The sequence below is a fragment of the Actinoplanes sp. NPDC051411 genome, from assembly GCF_040682075.1.
GTDB lineage: Bacteria > Actinomycetota > Actinomycetes > Mycobacteriales > Micromonosporaceae > Actinoplanes.
On record NZ_JBFBAD010000068.1, the window covers coordinates 1 to 16271 of the forward strand.

The following is a 16271-nucleotide window of genomic DNA, read 5'->3' on the forward strand; positions in this document are numbered from 1 at the left end:
ACGGATCGGGACCGGTCCCGCCGTACAAGGGTCTGTCCCGTGGATCACGCGGGAGCGAGGCGAGGTCCAGGTGGTGGCTGACGTCGGGCGAGACGCGCCCTCATCCCGGGTTTGGATGTGGGCGTGGCTCGGCCGCCGTCAGGCGCCGGCTGGGCCACGCCGTAGCCCCTCGTGATCCACGGGACAGACCCTTGGCGAGGTCCGTGCCTCTCCGGGCCGTTGCGCCCCTTTCGCGTTGGTCGGTACGCAAGGCCGTCGGCTTCCGCCGACGAGACGATGATCTTCCGTCGTCGACGCGCCTACCGTCGGTTACCCGACGAGCGGAGGGACCGGCGGAATGTCTCAGACCGTGGTGCGACCGTGGCGTTGTCGTTGCAGCAAGATCCGCTACCGGACCGAGGAGGACGCCCGGGCGGTCGCCGAGCGGCACCCCGAGGTCTACGGCACCGGATTCCACCTATACAAGTGCCCGGGCGCGAGTCCGTGGCACATCGCGACCCGCGGCTTCCACCCGCGGGCCCTCAAGTCCCGCGGCCGCATCCTCGCCTACCACATGTCGGCCCGGCGGATCGTCGACGTCAACTGGGTGATCGAGCACGAGCTGAGGCTGGTGCCGAACACGCCGGCCTGGCGGTCGGCCCACCGGCTGGTCGACGACTACGTCGCCTGGGGGCTGGTGCGGCCGGTCGCGCGCCCGGGGACGCGGACGGTCGAGGTCGCCGACGAGAACGGGTTGCTCCGGGTCATCCAGATCGGGTGGGAGCAGTATCGGGCTGATCGGGAACTGTTGACCGGATGACGGCCCGGAGATGCGTCAGCAGGGCCGCGGTGCCGGGCGGGTCGGGCGGCTCCCCCAGCACGGCCACCGCGACGCGCCGGCTGCTTCTGGGCACCGGGACGACGCGTACGCGGTCGTCGCGATGCGCTGAAAGCGCGAGCCCCGGCAGGGTCGTCACACCCAGCCCAGCCGCGACCAGGGACTGAACGGCCACGTAGTCGTCGGTCGTGAACCGGATGTCCGGCGTGAACCCGGCATCTCCGCAGACCCGCAGCAGTTCGCCCCGGCACCGCTCGCACCCCGCGATCCACGGCCGGTCGCGGTGGTCGCCCAGCCGGTCCCCGTCCACGCCGGCCGGCACGACCAGATAGGTCGGCTCGTCCAGCAACACCTCGTGCCGCAACCCGTCCAGGTCGGTGACATCGGGATAGCCGAACACCAGCGCCGCTTCGACGGAACCGCTGCGCAGCAGCCGGATCGCCTCGGGCGGCTCGGCCTCGGTGAAGCGCAGGTCGACATCCGGATAGGCGGCCGCGAAGGAGGCGGCCGCCCGCGGCACGAACGTGCCGAGCGCCGACGGGAACGCCGCCAGCCGCACCCGCCCGGCCCGCAGCCCGGTATAGGTCGCGAGCTCCTCGGAGGCCGCGGCGAGCCGGCCCAGGATCTCCTCGGCCCGCTCGGCCAGCAGGCGGCCCGCCTCGGTCAGCCGGATCCCGCGGCCCACCCGCTGGATCAGCCGGCTGCCGGTCTCGGCCTCGAGCCGGGCCAGATGGTGGCTGACCGACGGTTGCGCGTAGTGCAGCTCGCGGGCGGCCGCGGTCACCGACCCGGTCCGGGCGACCGCGACCAGGACGGTCAGGCGGGTCACGTCAAGCATCGACCCAGCCTATGGTTTCCCTCGAAAACCGCCATTAGACCTATGGGTCGGCGCGACCCGACGATGAGGGCATGGAGTTCACCTACGCCGACGTCCGCGCGGCCCAGCCGATCGTCGAACGCCACCTGCCGCCCACACCCCTCTGGTCGTACCCGGTGCTCGACCGCGCAGTCGGAGCGAACGTGCTGGTCAAGCACGAGAATACGCAGCCCGTCGGCGCGTTCAAGGTGCGCGGCGGCCTCACCCTGCTGGACAGCCTTCCGCCCGGCCGCGGCACGATCACCTACTCGACCGGGAACCACGCGCTGTCGATGGCGTACGCCAGCAGCCGCGCCGGCGTCCCGTGCACGGTCGTGATGCCGGCGGCCGCCAACCCGGCGAAGGCCGACGCCGTCCGCGCGTGGGGCGCCGAGGTGGTGCTGACCGGCGCCGACCTGGGAGCGGCCCAGGCCTACGCCGAGCGGGCGGCCGCCGAGACGGGCGCGCTCCTGGTCAGCCCCGGCGACACCCCCGCGCTGCTGGCCGGTGTGGGCACCCTCTACCAGGAGCTCTTCACGGCGGCCCCCGACCTGGACGCGGTCGTCGTCCCGGTCGGCAGCGGCACCGGCGCGGCCGCGGCCATCGTGGTCGCGCGCGAGCTGGCCCCGCGCTGCGCCGTAATCGCCGTGCAGTCGACCGCGTCGCGCGCCGCCTACGACTCCTGGGCCACCGGCCAGCTGGTCGAACGCCCCAACCGGACCCGAGTCGACGGCCTGGCGACGGGCCGCGGCTTCGCCCTGCCCCAGCGGCTCATGGGCGGCGGCCTGAAAGACTTCGTGCTGGTCACCGACGAGCAGATCGCCGGGGCCCAGCGCCTGCTCGCGACCCACGCGCACACTCTGGCCGAGGGCGCCGGGGCGGCCGCCCTGGCCGCCGTGACCACCCGCCCCGACCTGTTCCAGGGCCGCCGGGTGGCCATCGTGTGCACCGGCGGCAACGCGAGCAAGGCCGAACTGGCCGAACTGGTTCAGTAGGTCGCGCGGCCGCCACTGATGTCGTAGACCGCGCCGGTGGAGAAGCTGACCTTGTCCGACACCAGCCAGGCGATCAGCTCGGCGACCTCCTCCGGGCGTCCCACCCGCTTCATCGGGATCAGGCTGGTGATGTGGGCCAGCGCCTCCGGGCCGGTGTCCGCGTTCATCGGGGTCTCGATGACGGCCGGGGCGATCGCGTTGACCAGCACACCGCTGGTGGCCAGCTCCTTGCCGAGCGACTTGGTCAGAGCGATGACCGCGGCTTTGGAGGCCGAATAGGGCGACATGTTCGGGTTGCCGTCCTTGCCGGCCATGCTGGCGATGTTGACGACGCGCCCCCAGCCACGGTCGCGCATGCCGGGCACGAAGGCGTGACAGGTGTTGAAGGTGCCGTGGACGTTGACCGCGAAGGTCCGGTCCCAGCCGGCGCGGTCGATCTCCCACAGCGGCGCGTTCGGTCCGACGACGCCGGCCGAGTTGATCAGGATGTCGACGGGGCCGATATCGCCGGCGGCCGCGTGGACGGCCGCGGTGTCGCTGACGTCGACGCGCAGGTCGGAGCCGTCGGCGAGGTCCAGAACGACGACCTTGACTCCGTCGGCGGTGAGGCGGGCGGCGGCCGCGGCGCCGAGGCCGCTGCAGCCGCCGGTGATGACGGCGGTGCGACTGCTGCTCATGGGAACCTCTCCGTCCTTACGCGCGATGCTGTCGCCGCGCTGCGGTAACCGCCGGCCATGCTCGACGGCCACGTCGGGCGTTGTGCACAGGGTCAGCGGGAGCAGCCGTCGGCGACCGGGGGCAGCGGGGCCGGGAGGCCGATCGTCGGGAGGCCCAGGGAGACGCCCTGGAGCTTGGGCAGGCGGCCGGCCTCGAACGCGTCGCCGGCGCGGGTGCGGCGGTGCGACAGTGGGGCGCCGTCGGCGTTGAGGTGGTGGGGCGCGGCGTACGTCACCACGGTCTCGACGACGTCGCCGGGACGCGGAGTGGTGTCACCGGTCGCGAAGTGGACCAGGCGGCCGTCGCGGGCCCGGCCGCTCATCCGGCCCGTACGCTGGTCTTTTCGGCCCTCGCCGACCGCGACCAGCACCTCGACCTTTTCCCCGACCAGCTTCTTGTTCTCCGCCCAGGTGAGCTCTTCGAGCAGGGCGATGAGCCGCTCGTAGCGCTCCTGGACGACCGCCTTGGGCACCTGCTCCTCCATCGTCGCGGCCGGCGTGCCGGGGCGCTTGGAGTATTGGAAGGTGAAGGCGCTCGAGAAGCGGGCCCGCCGGACCACCTCGAGGGTCTGCTCGAAGTCTTCCTCGGTCTCGCCGGGGAAGCCGACGATGATGTCGGTCGTGATCGCGGCGTCGGGCATCGCGGCCCGGACCTTGTCGATGATGCCCAGGTATTTTTCCTGGCGGTAGCTGCGGCGCATCGCCTTGAGCACCCGGTCGGAGCCGGACTGCAGCGGCATGTGCAGCGAGTGGCAGACGTTCGGCGTCTCGGCCATCGCGGCGATCACGTCGTCGGTGAAGTCTTTCGGGTGGGGGCTGGTGAAGCGGACCCGCTCCAGACCCTCGATGTCGCCGGTCGCGCGCAGCAGTTTGCCGAAGGCGAGCCGGTCACCGAACTCCACGCCGTACGAGTTGACGTTCTGCCCGAGCAGGGTGACCTCGGACACGCCCTCGGCGACCAGCGCGCGCACCTCGGCCAGGATCTCGCCCGGCCGGCGGTCCTTCTCCTTGCCACGTAGCGACGGCACGATGCAGAAGGTGCAGGTGTTGTTGCAGCCGACCGAGATCGAGACCCAGCCGGCGTAGGTCGACTCGCGCTTGGTCGGCAGGGTCGACGGGAAGACCTCGAGCGACTCGAGGATCTCGACCTCGGCCTCCTCGTTGTGCCGGGCCCGGTCGAGCAGCGCCGGCAGCGAGCCGATGTTGTGGGTGCCGAAGACGACGTCGACCCACGGCGCCTTCCTGACGATGTCGCCGCGGTCCTTCTGGGCCAGGCAGCCGCCGACCGCGATCTGCATGTCCGGGTTTTTCACCTTGGCCGGGCGCAGGTGGCCGAGATTGCCGTAGAGGCGGTTGTCGGCGTTCTCCCGCACCGCGCAGGTGTTGAACACCACGACGTCGGCCGCCTCGGGATCGGCGGCCCGCACGTAGCCGGCGTCTTCCATCAGGCCGGAGATGCGCTCGCTGTCGTGCACGTTCATCTGGCAGCCGTAGGTGCGCACGTCATAGGTGCGCGGGCCGGGGTTTGCGGCTCTGGCCGAGGTCTCGGTAGTCATGGCAATTGACCAGGGTACTGCTACGCGGCGGCGGGGCGCTCGGGCGCGGGGGTCGGTTTGAACCGCGAACGGCCACACCCCGGGGCCACGGCGCAGGCGGGATCGCTCCCGGTGCACGGGCGTACGTGACGGCGCTCCGGACCGTCGTCGGATTCGACCTCGTCGACGTGCACCGGGCGCAGGGTGCCGTCGGGCTCGGCCACGACGTACCGGGAAGGGTTGAGCGTGTCGTCGGGCAGCAGGACCGCGGCACCCAGCCGGACCGCGACGGCGCTCGCGGCCGTCGTCTCGGCGATGCCGGACGGAGCGAGATAGACGTCGATGAGCGTCGGGAAGTCGCCGTCCACGAAATAGACGTCGGAGAGCACATCGCCGTCGCCGCCGAGAGCCACCACCGACCGCCCCAGGGCGCCGGCCAGCGCGCCCCGGCACCGATCGGCATCGATGTGTCCGGCAACCGACCAGTTCCAGAGGCCGTCTGTCAGATCCCCGTCTGCCATACCGAACATGGTGGACACTGCCCTCGCTCCGAGCTCGCTAAGTTACCGCCTCGTGACCATTCTGGCCGGAAAACGGTTGTACAGCGCCCCTAGAGTGACCACATCCGAGTGAAGGTGGTCCCGTCTGTGTCTCTCATCGTCCTCGAGAAGGTTCACAAGTGGTTCGGCCCACTGCACGTGCTTGACGACGTGAATCTCTCCGTCGCCAAGGGTGAGGTCGTGGTCGTGATCGGACCGTCGGGGTCCGGCAAGTCGACGCTGTGCCGCGTGATCAACCGGCTCGAGCCGATCAAGTCGGGCACCGTCACGTTCGACGGCCACCCGCTGCCCGAGGAGGGCCGGGCGCTGGCCCGGCTGCGCAGCGAGGTCGGCATGGTGTTCCAGTCGTTCAACCTGTTCGCGCACAAGACGATCCTGCAGAACGTCATGCTCGGCCCGGTCAAGGTGCGGCGGGAGAAGACGGCCGCGGTCCACGACCGCGCGATGTCACTGCTCGAGCGGGTGGGCATCGCCGATCAGGCCGACAAATATCCGGCCCAGCTCTCCGGCGGCCAGCAGCAGCGGGTGGCGATCGCCCGCGCGCTGGCGATGCAGCCCAAGGCGCTGCTGTTCGACGAGCCGACCAGCGCCCTCGACCCGGAGATGGTCGGCGAGGTGCTCGACGTGATGACGTCGCTGGCCCGTGACGGCATGACGATGGTCGTCGTCACCCACGAGATGGGCTTCGCACGGCACGCGGCCGACCGGGTCGTGTTCATGGCCGACGGCCAGCTGGTCGAGGAGGCCACCCCCGAGGAGTTCTTCGCCAGTCCGAAGAGCGAGCGCGCCCGCGACTTCCTGTCGAAGATCCTCACCCATTGACGTCCGGAATATTTTTTTTCGATCTTGCTTCGAGGAGCATCTAGATGAAACTCAACCGGATGAGCGCTGCGCTCGGCGCACTGACGCTGGCCCTGGCCGTGGGGGCCTGTGGCAGCAAAGACGACGACGCGGCCAGCAGCGGCAGCGGCAGCAAGTCGTTCGCCGCCGGCAGCACCATGGAGAAGCTCAACAAGGCCCAGTCGATCAAGGTGGGCACCAAGTTCGACCAGCCCGGCTTCGGCCAGAAGGGCCTCTCCGGCAAGCCGGAGGGCTTCGACGTCGAGGTGGCCAAGCTCATCGTCAAGGAGCTCGGCATCCCGGAAGACAAGATTCAGTACGTCGAGACGCCGTCGAAGATCCGCGAGGACGCGATCGTCAACGGGCAGGCCGACATGGTGGTGGCGACGTACACGATCAACGACAAGCGCAAGGAGCGCGTCGCCTTCGCCGGGCCCTACTACGAGGCCGGCCAGAACATCATGGTCAAGAAGGACGACACGTCGATCACCGGGCCCGACTCGTTCAAGGACGGCACCAAGAAGGTCTGCTCGGTCACCGGCTCGACGCCGGCCGAAGAGATCAAGAAGCACGTCAAGGACGTCGCGACCCAGGTGGTGCTCTTCGACACCTATGACAAGTGCCGCGACGCCCTCAAGGGCGGTCAGGTCAACGCGGTCACGACCGACAACGTGATCCTGCTCGGCTACATCTCCAAGGATCAGGACTCGTTCAAGCTCGCCGGTGACAACTTCACCAAGGAGCCGTACGGCATCGGGGTCAAGAAGGACGACACCGCGTTCCGTAACTTCATCAACGACGTCCTCGAGAAGTCCTACCAGGACGGCAGCTGGAAGAAGGCGTGGGACGACACCGCCGGCAAGTTCGGTGCCCAGCTGGGCAACGCCCCGACCGTCAACCGTTACTGACACCGCGTAGGAAAGAAGCCCGCCAGTGAGTGTGCTCATCGACAAGTTCGACGTCTTCGCGGGCGGCTTCTGGTTGACGCTGCAGATCTGTGTTCTCGCCGCGATCGGCGCCCTGATCCTGGGCGCCGTCGTGGCGGTCCTGCGGATCTCGCCGGTGCCGCCGCTTCGGGCGGTCGGCACCGGCTACGTCACCGTGTTCCGCAACATGCCGCTGACCGTGGTGATGTTCTTCGCCGCGTTCGGGCTGCCGGCGCTGGGCTCGAACGCCAGTTTCCTCCGCATCCCGGTGATCGATTCGCTGTTCAGACGGCTCGGCACGGATCTGCCGTACTTCCGCTTCGCGCTGATCGCCCTGGTGCTCTACACCTCGGCGTTCGTCTGCGAGGCGCTGCGGTCGGGAGTCAACGCGGTGCCGCCGGGCCAGGCCGAGGCGGCCCGGTCGCTCGGGCTGACCTTCGGTCAGAACCTGAGGTACGTCGTGCTTCCGCAGTCGTGGAAGGCCTCGATCGTGCCGCTCGGCTCGGTCATCATCGCCATGATCAAGAACTCGGCGCTGATCGGCTTCTTCGGCGTCGTCGGTGACCTGTCCCAGACCGCCGACCAGCTGACCTCGGCCGAGGGCTACGCGTTCGTCCCGGTCGCCATCGGCATCTCGATCGGATACCTGATCATGACAATTCCCCTCGGCGCCCTCCTCGACCGGATCGAGCGGCGGCAGGCGGTGGCGAGCCGATGAGCGTGCTCTACGACACACCCGGGCCGCGGCAGCGCCGCCTCACCGTGATCGTCAGCGTGGTCGCCGCGGTGCTGGTGCTGGCCGGGCTCTACTTCCTGGTCTATCGCCCGCTGGACAGCAAAGGCCAGTTCTCGGCCGACCTGTGGGGCCCGCTGCTCGACCCGGGCAACGAAAACTTCTCCCAGGTCTGGGAGCGGCTCGGCGTCGGCATCCGCAACACGCTGCGCGCGGCGGCCCTGGCCATCGTCGCGTCGCTGCTCGTCGGCACCCTGCTGGCCGTCCTGCGGATCCAGCTCAAAAAACTCGCCCGGCGCCGGTTCACCGGATACGCCACCCCGGTGACCTACCTGCTCCGCGGGCTCAGCGCCGTGCTGTCGGCGGTCACCCGGGCCTGCGTCGAGGTCTTCCGCGGCCTGCCCGTCGTGATCACGATCTTCTTCGTCTCCCGGGGGCTCCCCGAGTTCGGCCTCAGATGGCCGACCGTGTGGTACCTGGTGCTCGGCCTCACGATCTACAACTCCGTGGTCATCGCCGAGATCCTCCGCTCCGGCATGGAAGGCCTGCCGTACGGCCAGGCCGAGGCGGCGTCCGCGATCGGTCTCTCCCCGCTGCAGACGACCCGGATGATCCTGCTGCCCCAGGCCTACCGCATCATGCTGCCGGCGCTGATCAGCCAGCTGGTCGTCGTGCTCAAGGACACGTCGCTCGGCTTCATCGTCAGCTACGAGGAGACCCTCAACATCGGCAAGCAGATCATCGGTGTGCTGGACAACCCGATCCAGGTCTACACGGTGATCGCGGTGCTGTTCATCACGGTGAACTACTCGCTGTCGAAGCTCGCCCAATACATTCAGCGACGGCTGGCGCGCGGGCCCAAGACACGGACGGTAGCCAAGGGCGTGGCACCCGACGCGGCGGTCGCGCCCGAGGGCTCGGTCGCGGCGTAGACCGGCCGGGGCGTACGGGAAGGCAGGCCGCCACCGAGGCGGCCGGCTGGATCAACGCGGTTTGCCGGGCCGCCCTCGATCAGAGCGGCTCTGCCGGGCCGGCCTCGATCAGAGCGGTTTTGCCGGGCCGGCTCGATCAGAGCGGCTTATCCGGGCCGGCTCGATCTCAGCGGTTTTATCGGGCCAGCTCGGTGACGCGGGACTCGCGGACGACGGTGACGCGGATCTGACCCGGGTAGGTCAGCTCCTCCTCGATCTGCTTGGCCACGTCCCGGGCCAGCACGGCGGCGCCGATGTCATCGATGTCATCCGGCCGCACCATCACCCGGATCTCGCGGCCGGCCTGCATCGCGAAGACCTTCTCGACACCGGTCTTCCCGGCGGCGATCTCTTCGATCCGCTCCAACCGCTTGACGTACGCCTCAAGGCTCTCCCGCCGCGCGCCCGGGCGGCCGCCCGAGCAGGCATCGGCCGCCTGGGTCAGCACCGCCTCGATGGTCTGCGGCGGCACCTCGTTGTGGTGCGCCTCGATCGCGTGCACCACGTCTTCGGATTCGCCGTACTTCCGGGCGAGATCGGCGCCGATCAGCGCGTGGCTGCCCTCCACCTCGTGGGTGAGCGCCTTGCCGATGTCGTGCAGGAACGCCGCCCGCTTCATCGACGGGACGTCCAGGCCCAGCTCGGCGGCCATGATGCCGGCGATGTGGGCGGTCTCGACCAGGTGCTTCAACACGTTCTGCCCGTAGCTGGTGCGGTAACGCAGCCGGCCCAGCAGCTTGGTCAGCTCCGGGTGCAGGTCGGTGATGCCGACGTCGACCAGCGCCTCCTCGGCCGCCCGGTCGCAGAGGACCTCGACCTCGTTCTTGGCGCTGTCGTAGACCTCCTCGATGCGGTGCGGGTGGATCCGCCCGTCGAGCACCAGCTTCTCCAGCGTGAGGCGGCCGACCTCGCGGCGTACCGGATCGAAGCAGGAGAGCAGCACCGCCTCCGGGGTGTCGTCGATGATCAGGTTGACCCCGGTGACCGACTCGAACGCCCGGATGTTGCGGCCCTCGCGGCCGATGATCCGGCCCTTCATCTCATCGCTCGGCAGGTGCAGCACGCTGACCACGCTCTCGGCGGTCTGCTCGCTGGCGATCCGCTGAATCGCGTCGACCACGATGCGGCGGGCCCGGGAGTCGGCGGTCGTCTTCGCCTCGGTCTCGATGTCCCGCACCATGATCGCGGCCTCGCGCTTGGCCTGGGCCTCGATGTTCTCGACCAGCTCGGCGCGGGCGGCCTCGGCGGTCAGGCCGGCGATCCGCTCCAGCTCCCGGGTGTGCTTCTCCTCGGCCGCGGTCACCTCGGCCTCGCGGGTGGTCAGCGCGCCCTCACGGGAAACGAGGTCGGCGTCCATGGTCGCCAGGCGGCGCTCGCGCTCGACCAGGCGCTCCACCTCTTCACCGTGCAGGCGCTCCCGCTCGTCGATCCGGGCGGCGCGGCGCTCCACCTCGGCCGACTGCTCCTTGACCGTGGCGTTGAGGAGGGCGACCTCGCGTTCGCCGGAGCGGCGGGCGGCCGAACGGACCTGCTCGGCGTCGCCCTCGGCCTGGCGGTGTGCGTGCTCGAGGATCGTGTCGGCCTCGGTGTGCGCGGCCTCGAGAACCCGGCGGGCCTCGGCCCGGGCGGCGGTAGCCTCCGCTTTCGCGGCGGCGGCCTCGGCGCGTACGGAAGCGGCCTTCGCGTTGGCGTCGGCGACCTTGGCCTGCGCGTCGTCGACCGCCTGGCCGCGGCGGTCCTCGGCGTCGGCCCGGTCGGTGCGTAGCTGGCGCAGTGCGCGGGCGCCGAGCACGAGTCCGGCCAGCACGAACGCGGCAAGAACGACGATCGCCACCACGAGCACCCAGTCCAGGGCGGTCATCTCGCCGCGTCTCCCTTCGCCGCCCGCACGCGCGGGCCTTCTGCGGGATGCCCGACCAAGGCGATGAACGCATACGGCCGTGACCCCCGGGCGCTCAGCGCGGGGTCCGGTATGTGGTTATGGGTCCCGCTACTTCGGGCGGGACTGCATAAGTGATGCCGTAATGTGATGCGATCTATGTTGTGCGTGTTGCATGCGATGGTCGAACAAACCTTGTTGTAACGCGAGGCTAGGTCGCGAGTGGCACTTCGGTCAAGGATCCATGATTCGGCAGCGGATAGGACGTAGGGCACAGACCAGGTCGCGGCGCAATTCAGGCGTAGCGGGCCCAAAGATCACGCATCGGGTCCCAGCTCTCGCCCAGCCCTTCCTTCCAGTATGCGAGCAGATAGCCCGCAACCGGCAACTGTGCGTCATCCCACCAGATCGCGGCCACCGGACGAGTGACACCACCCTCGGTCAGCTTGTACGCATACTCCACGTAGTTGCCGGTGGTCCGGCCGGACGGCGCAGGCCCCTGAGTAGCGGCCGCCGCCCCCGGAGTGAGAGTCCGCGCATCGACGTTCTGCTTCAGCGTGTTATCCCGGGCACTGTCCCGGTCGGCGATCGAGTTGTACTCCACGAAAAACGCGCTCATCCCGTTGAGCGTGCACCGGACACGGGCCTTCTCCCCCGCGTTGAGCTTCGGACCGCCGGGCTCACCACTGCGCGAACAGCTCGAAATGAACGGAAGCCAGCCCTGCGAGAGCCCGACCAGGCCGGTGCCGGCGAAGTGCGGCTGATTGAGGACGACCTGACTCTGCTCGAAGACACCCAGCTTCCCGGTCGGAGAAGCGGTCGGGCCGGCCTTCGGCTTCGGGGCGGCGGCGGGGGCGGTCGCCCGACCGGCGAAGAACCCGCCGATGCCGAACACCAGGAGGCCCGCTACCAGGCCCGCGACCAGGCCGATCACCAGACGGCTGCGATCGGGGGGCGGGGACGGCTCGATGCGGCGACTGGAGAAAGGGGCCGCGGAGGTGAAGTCGAGCGGGTCCGGGGTCGGGTCGCTGCGGAACGGGCCGTACGACGAGGGGGCGCCGCTCGTGGGATAGGGGGCGCCGCTCGAGGGGTCGGGAAAGGGGGAGGTGTAGGGGGTGCCGCTCGTGGGATCGGGACCGTAAGGGGGGCGGCCGGCCGGAGAATCGCTCGGGGGGCTGCCGCTCGGGGGACCCGGAGTGTAGGGGGCACCGCTGGCGGGAGTTCCGCTCGTCGGAGCGCCGCTCGACGGAACTGGAGGGTAGGCACCTTGGGGGTAGAGGCCTGACGGGTCGGCCATGTGCGGATTCGTGCCCGAAGGGTCCGGTGCATGCGGGTTCATGCTGATGGGTGCGGTCGGGTATGGGGTTGTGGGCTGGGGTGGGTAGTACACGGTGGCGTTCGGGTCGTAAGCCGGTGCCTGACTTCCGGGCCCGGCATCTACGCCATCCGGGCCGACCTGCTGGGCGTAGCTGGGATGCGCGGTGCTCGGCTGGCCCGTGCTCGGCTGGCCCGTGCTCGGCTGGCCCGTGCTCGGCAGGCCCGTGCTCGGCAGGCCCGTGCTCGGCAGGCCCGTGCTCGGCAGGCCCGTGCTCGGCAGGCCCGTGCTCGGCAGGCCTGCGCTCGGCACGCCCGTGCTCGGCAGGCCTGCGCCCGACTGACCGGCGCCCGACTGGCCGTAGGGCTCGTAACTCGGCTGGGGGTTCATCGACGGGTTCGGTGCGCCGGGCGGAGGCGTCGGATGAGCCTGAACCGTTTCGCCGTTTTGCACGGAAGGCGGGACATTCGCGTTTTGCGGGGAAACCGGCCCGCCTTCGACGCCCGCCGCTGTGTGACCGGCCGCTGTGTGACCGCCCGCCGGCTGGGCCGGATCGCCGCTGTTCGAGGCGGGCGCGGCGTAGGCCTGCTGCTCGGCCCCGGTCGGCTGGGCGGGAATGGGCGCGGTCGGCTCGGCACCCTCCTGGAAGGGACCGTAGCCCCGCGTCCGGCTGGGCGAGTCCTCGGTCACGACGCTGCAGATTACCAGCCAGTTGCGAAGGCCGATGTCCCGGAAGATCGTTCGGCCCCCGGCGTGACGAGCACACCGGGGGCCGTTGATCAGTCAGCCGGCTCAGGCTTCCGGCTGCACCTCGCGACATCGTGGGCTGACGAACACGAGCCCAACACCGTCGAACGCGAGCACCGCATCAAACTTCCTGCTGCGCCTCGCGACGCCGCCGCGTGATGAGCACGAGCCCGACACCGCCGGCCGCGACCGCCGCACCGAGCCCGGCGATGCTGACCACGTTGTCGCCGGTCTTGGCCAGGACGCCGCTCGACCCACCGCTGCCGCTCGAGTCGCTGCCGCCGGTGTTGTTGGTCTTCGACCCACCGGCGCCGCCGCCAGTGCCGCCGGTGCCGGTGGTCGGCGAGGTCGTCGGCTTGTCACCGGGACCGTCGTTGCCGCCGGGAGTGTCCGTGCCGCCGCCGTGCCCGCCACCAGTGCTGCCGCCGCCGTCGCCGCCACCGGTGCTGCCGCCACCGTCACCGCCGCCCGTGCTGCCGCCACCGTCACCGCCGCCCGTGCTACCGCCACCATCGCCGCCGCCAGTGCTACCGCCACCATCGCCGCCGCCCGGGGTGCCGCCACCATCGCCGCCGCCAGTGCTGCCACCACCATCGCCGCCGCCCGGGGTGCCGCCACCACCGGCGGGGTCGCCGCCGGTGCCGCCGTCGCCGGTGCCGGTGCCCGTGCCGCCATCGCTAGTGCCGGTACCGGTGCCGCCATCGCCAGTGCCCGTGCCGCCGTCACCAGTACCGGTGCCCGTGCCACCGCCTTCGCCGCCGGGCCCGGTCGTGCCGCCGCCCGGCGGGTCATCGTCGTCGCTCACGGTGGCGCCGGCGCCCGAATCGGTGGCCGCGGCGCTGTCGGAGCCGTTCGTCGACACGCCGGCCTCATCGGCCAGGACGACGATGCTCCGGGCAGCGCTCTGCGGCGTCGCGGCGCTGGCCGCCTGGCTCCCGTAAAGCGCGGCGACACCGACCGCCCCGACGAGCACGCCCAGGCGCGCGACCGCGCGCACGCCACGGCGACGCGCAAGCTGGTTGATCCGCATGTCCCTCCCCGTTGTCACGCGCGGGGGAATATGGACAGTGATCCCCCGCGATCCGTCGAGCAACCTAGCGGAAACATCCACATCGTCGCTATCCACGTCCGGCTATGCGGCCATCCCCAGCCATAGATTGTTACGAACGTCGATATAAATTCACCCGCACGGGATCGCACGCCCCAAATGTCCGAGCCGCATCCCCGCAGCCCGGAGAGCATTTCGACGGCAGGGACAGCGTTCAGGCGTGATGTACATAAGCGACTCGCGGCGTCGCCCAGACCGGCTTTCAAGGCCTCGGAACGCGGCACAAATCGCTCGGGAACCGACGCATCGACACCGCCCCGGAACGCGCCATTTCAAGGCCGGCAACTATCGCCATCAAGAGCCGAGTGAGACCAGCACCCGCCAACCGCCTACGACTCGGCCGCCTCATCGTCGAGCGCGTCGGCGTCGATCTGATCGGCGAACTCGGCCGCCTCGGCGTCGCGGGCAGCCAGCGCGTCCTTGACCGCCCGGATCGCCACCCCGGCGGGATAGCCCTTGCGGGCCAGCATCCCCACCAGCCGCCGGAACACCGCGTCGGGCGTCCCCTTCGTGGTGCGCAACTTGCGGTCGACGAGGGCGCGCGCGGTCGCCGCCTCTTCGTCGTCGTCGAGGATCTCCAGCGCCTCGCCGGCCACCTCGGCGTCGACCCCGTGCTGCCGCAACTCGTTGGCGAGTGCCCGCCGGGCGAGCCCGCGCCCGTGGTGCCGGCTGGTCACCCAGGCTCGTGCGAACGCGCCGTCGTCGATGATGCCGACCTCGTCGTACCGGTCGAGCACCTCGGCGATCACCTCGTCCGAGATCTCTTTGCGGGCGAGCACCTTGGCGAGTTCGGCGCGCGTGCGTGGGCGTACGGCCAACTGCCGGAGGCAAATCTCCCGAGCCCTCTCCGACTCGGTCTGCTCGGGAGCCGAAGGCTCTCGGGAGGAGGGGTCGCCCGGCGAGCCCCGGCGGCGCCCCAGGGCGTTGCCGCGCCCCGTCACGCCACGCCGGAGCTCGCCATCGGCGGCAGGCTCATCGGTGTCACGACTGGCCGCCCGGGGCGGAAGGGCATCCCATCCGCGCCCGGACCGCGCTCCACGGCGGCCGGCCATCTATCAGAAGTCGACCGGCGGCAGCTCGGGCCCGCCGGCCGCGTCGCCGGTGGTCTGGCCGACACCCAGCTTCTCGAGGATCTTCTTCTCGATCTCGGCGGCCACGTCGGGGTTTTCCTTGAGGAACTCCCGCGCCTTCTCCTTGCCCTGGCCGAGTTGGTCACCGTCGTACGTGTACCACGCGCCGGACTTGCGGATGATGCTCTGCTCTACGCCGACGTCGATCAGCGAGCCCTCGCGCGAGATGCCCTTGCCATACATGATGTCGAACTCGGCCTGCTTGAACGGCGCGGCGACCTTGTTCTTCACCACCTTGACCCGGGTGCGGTTGCCGACCACGTCGGTGCCGTCCTTCAGGCTCTCGATGCGGCGCACGTCGAGGCGCACGGACGAGTAGAACTTCAGCGCGCGGCCACCGGTCGTCGTCTCGGGCGAGCCGAACATGACGCCGATCTTCTCGCGGAGCTGGTTGATGAAGATCGCGGTGGTGGACGTCGTGTTGAGCACGCCCGTCATCTTGCGCAGCGCCTGGCTCATCAGGCGCGCCTGCAGACCGACGTGGCTGTCGCCCATCTCGCCCTCGATCTCGGCCCGCGGCACGAGCGCGGCGACCGAGTCGATGACGAGGATGGTGAGGGCGCCGGAGCGCACCAGCATGTCGGCGATCTCGAGCGCCTGCTCACCGGTGTCGGGCTGGGAGACCAGCAGGGCGTCGGTGTCGACGCCGAGGGCCCGCGCGTAGTCCGGGTCGAGAGCGTGCTCGGCGTCGATGAACGCCGCGATGCCGCCGTTGCGCTGGGCGCTGGCCACGGCGTGCAGCGCCACCGTCGTCTTACCGCTGGACTCCGGGCCGTAGATCTCGACGACACGGCCGCGCGGCAGGCCGCCGACGCCGAGCGCCACGTCGAGCGCAATGGATCCGGTGGGGATGATGGCCATCTGCGCGACCGGCCGCTCACCCAACCGCATTACCGAGCCCTTGCCGAACTGCTTGTCAATCTGAGCCAGCGCCAGATCGAGCGCTTTGTCCCGGTCAGGTCCTGCCACCATGTCCGCCACCCCTGTACTCGACTTTGCAGGCGTCTTCGCCGACGAGCTCTTGTTCACCACGGGCATCAACGTAGGGGGTGGGTATGACAAAAATCCGCCGCCCTGCCCTGAGCTGTGGATGACCAAGCCCTGTGGACAATAGCCGAACACGTGTACGACGATCGAGTGACA

At 70.1% G+C, this 16271-nt stretch carries 15 protein-coding genes and 1 pseudogene; 6 read left to right on the plus strand and 10 right to left on the minus strand.

The window, feature by feature from the left end:
* Positions 1-337 precede the first annotated feature (337 nt).
* The gene (locus AB0M88_RS31960) at positions 338-799 is read left to right on the plus strand and encodes a hypothetical protein (protein WP_364108899.1); all 462 of its coding nucleotides are present in this window, start codon (positions 338-340) and stop codon (positions 797-799) included.
* On the opposite strand, the gene AB0M88_RS31965 is transcribed toward AB0M88_RS31960, so the two are convergent.
* Positions 744-1655 carry a LysR family transcriptional regulator gene (locus tag AB0M88_RS31965; protein ID WP_364108901.1) on the minus strand — a complete coding sequence of 304 codons (912 nt, stop codon included), beginning with the start codon at positions 1653-1655 and terminating at the stop codon, positions 744-746. The genes AB0M88_RS31960 and AB0M88_RS31965 overlap by 56 nt on opposite strands.
* 71 nt (positions 1656-1726) lie before the next feature.
* Between AB0M88_RS31965 and AB0M88_RS31970 the strand changes: the two genes are divergently transcribed.
* Positions 1727-2668 carry a pyridoxal-phosphate dependent enzyme gene (locus AB0M88_RS31970; RefSeq protein WP_364108903.1) on the plus strand — a complete coding sequence of 314 codons (942 nt, stop codon included), beginning with the start codon at positions 1727-1729 and terminating at the stop codon, positions 2666-2668.
* Here AB0M88_RS31970 and AB0M88_RS31975 read toward each other — a convergent pair.
* From AB0M88_RS31975 to AB0M88_RS31985, 3 genes are all read right to left on the minus strand, one after another.
* Positions 2662-3345, minus strand: a complete 684-nt coding sequence (locus AB0M88_RS31975) for an SDR family NAD(P)-dependent oxidoreductase (protein WP_364108906.1) — start codon at positions 3343-3345, stop codon at positions 2662-2664. The genes AB0M88_RS31970 and AB0M88_RS31975 overlap by 7 nt on opposite strands.
* A 92-nt stretch (positions 3346-3437) precedes the next feature.
* The gene (gene miaB / locus AB0M88_RS31980; RefSeq protein ID WP_364108908.1) at positions 3438-4940 is read right to left on the minus strand and encodes a tRNA (N6-isopentenyl adenosine(37)-C2)-methylthiotransferase MiaB; all 1503 of its coding nucleotides are present in this window, start codon (positions 4938-4940) and stop codon (positions 3438-3440) included.
* 20 nt (positions 4941-4960) lie between these two features.
* On the minus strand, positions 4961-5440 hold the full coding sequence (locus AB0M88_RS31985; protein ID WP_364108910.1) for a hypothetical protein: 480 nt from the start codon (positions 5438-5440) through the stop codon (positions 4961-4963).
* 126 nt (positions 5441-5566) lie between these two features.
* Between AB0M88_RS31985 and AB0M88_RS31990 the strand changes: the two genes are divergently transcribed.
* The 4 genes from AB0M88_RS31990 to AB0M88_RS32005 are packed head-to-tail and all read left to right on the plus strand — an operon-like array spanning position 5567 to position 8910.
* Positions 5567-6301 (plus strand): amino acid ABC transporter ATP-binding protein, encoded by a 735-nt coding sequence (locus AB0M88_RS31990; RefSeq protein ID WP_364108912.1) that lies wholly within the window; start codon positions 5567-5569, stop codon positions 6299-6301.
* Between the two features lie 44 nt (positions 6302-6345).
* The gene (locus AB0M88_RS31995; protein WP_364108914.1) at positions 6346-7227 is read left to right on the plus strand and encodes a glutamate ABC transporter substrate-binding protein; all 882 of its coding nucleotides are present in this window, start codon (positions 6346-6348) and stop codon (positions 7225-7227) included.
* Between the two features lie 25 nt (positions 7228-7252).
* On the plus strand, positions 7253-7963 hold the full coding sequence (locus tag AB0M88_RS32000) for an amino acid ABC transporter permease (RefSeq protein WP_364108916.1): 711 nt from the start codon (positions 7253-7255) through the stop codon (positions 7961-7963).
* Positions 7960-8910, plus strand: coding sequence for an amino acid ABC transporter permease (locus AB0M88_RS32005; RefSeq protein WP_364108918.1), 951 nt, complete (start codon positions 7960-7962; stop codon positions 8908-8910). The genes AB0M88_RS32000 and AB0M88_RS32005 overlap by 4 nt, the downstream gene beginning before the upstream one ends.
* Positions 8911-9085: 175 nt before the next feature.
* Here the strand turns inward: AB0M88_RS32005 and rny are convergent, their stop codons facing one another.
* From rny to recA, 6 genes and pseudogenes are all read right to left on the minus strand, one after another.
* Positions 9086-10810: a ribonuclease Y gene (gene rny, locus AB0M88_RS32010; protein WP_364108920.1), complete on the minus strand. Its 1725-nt coding sequence runs from the start codon at positions 10808-10810 to the stop codon at positions 9086-9088.
* A 313-nt stretch (positions 10811-11123) separates the two neighbouring features.
* Complete coding sequence (locus AB0M88_RS32015; protein ID WP_364108922.1) at positions 11124-11762, minus strand: hypothetical protein; 639 nt, start codon at positions 11760-11762, stop codon at positions 11124-11126.
* A gap of 503 nt (positions 11763-12265) precedes the next feature.
* Positions 12266-12472: pseudogene (locus tag AB0M88_RS32020) on the minus strand (hypothetical protein); the annotation flags it as partial.
* 539 nt (positions 12473-13011) lie between these two features.
* A complete protein-coding gene (locus tag AB0M88_RS32025) occupies positions 13012-13920 on the minus strand; it encodes an LPXTG cell wall anchor domain-containing protein (RefSeq protein WP_364108927.1) in 909 nt (302 codons plus the stop codon).
* 407 nt (positions 13921-14327) lie between these two features.
* Complete coding sequence (locus AB0M88_RS32030; RefSeq protein ID WP_364108929.1) at positions 14328-15050, minus strand: regulatory protein RecX; 723 nt, start codon at positions 15048-15050, stop codon at positions 14328-14330.
* 3 nt (positions 15051-15053) lie between these two features.
* Entirely contained in the window at positions 15054-16100 is a 1047-nt protein-coding gene (recA, locus tag AB0M88_RS32035; protein ID WP_364108931.1) for a recombinase RecA, read from the minus strand.
* Positions 16101-16271: the final 171 nt, after the last annotated feature.

Coding starts and splice junctions, on each gene's coding strand:
- AB0M88_RS31970 (WP_364108903.1), top strand. CDS start 1,727: ATGGAGTTCACCTACGCCGACGTCCGCGCGGCCCAGCCGATCGTCGAA.
- AB0M88_RS32030 (WP_364108929.1), bottom strand. CDS start 15,050: ATGGCCGGCCGCCGTGGAGCGCGGTCCGGGCGCGGATGGGATGCCCTT.
- AB0M88_RS31960 (WP_364108899.1), top strand. CDS start 338: ATGTCTCAGACCGTGGTGCGACCGTGGCGTTGTCGTTGCAGCAAGATC.
- rny (WP_364108920.1), bottom strand. CDS start 10,810: ATGACCGCCCTGGACTGGGTGCTCGTGGTGGCGATCGTCGTTCTTGCC.
- recA (WP_364108931.1), bottom strand. CDS start 16,100: ATGGTGGCAGGACCTGACCGGGACAAAGCGCTCGATCTGGCGCTGGCT.
- AB0M88_RS31975 (WP_364108906.1), bottom strand. CDS start 3,345: ATGAGCAGCAGTCGCACCGCCGTCATCACCGGCGGCTGCAGCGGCCTC.
- miaB (WP_364108908.1), bottom strand. CDS start 4,940: ATGACTACCGAGACCTCGGCCAGAGCCGCAAACCCCGGCCCGCGCACC.
- AB0M88_RS32005 (WP_364108918.1), top strand. CDS start 7,960: ATGAGCGTGCTCTACGACACACCCGGGCCGCGGCAGCGCCGCCTCACC.
- AB0M88_RS31985 (WP_364108910.1), bottom strand. CDS start 5,440: ATGGCAGACGGGGATCTGACAGACGGCCTCTGGAACTGGTCGGTTGCC.
- AB0M88_RS32025 (WP_364108927.1), bottom strand. CDS start 13,920: ATGCGGATCAACCAGCTTGCGCGTCGCCGTGGCGTGCGCGCGGTCGCG.
- AB0M88_RS31965 (WP_364108901.1), bottom strand. CDS start 1,655: ATGCTTGACGTGACCCGCCTGACCGTCCTGGTCGCGGTCGCCCGGACC.
- AB0M88_RS31995 (WP_364108914.1), top strand. CDS start 6,346: ATGAAACTCAACCGGATGAGCGCTGCGCTCGGCGCACTGACGCTGGCC.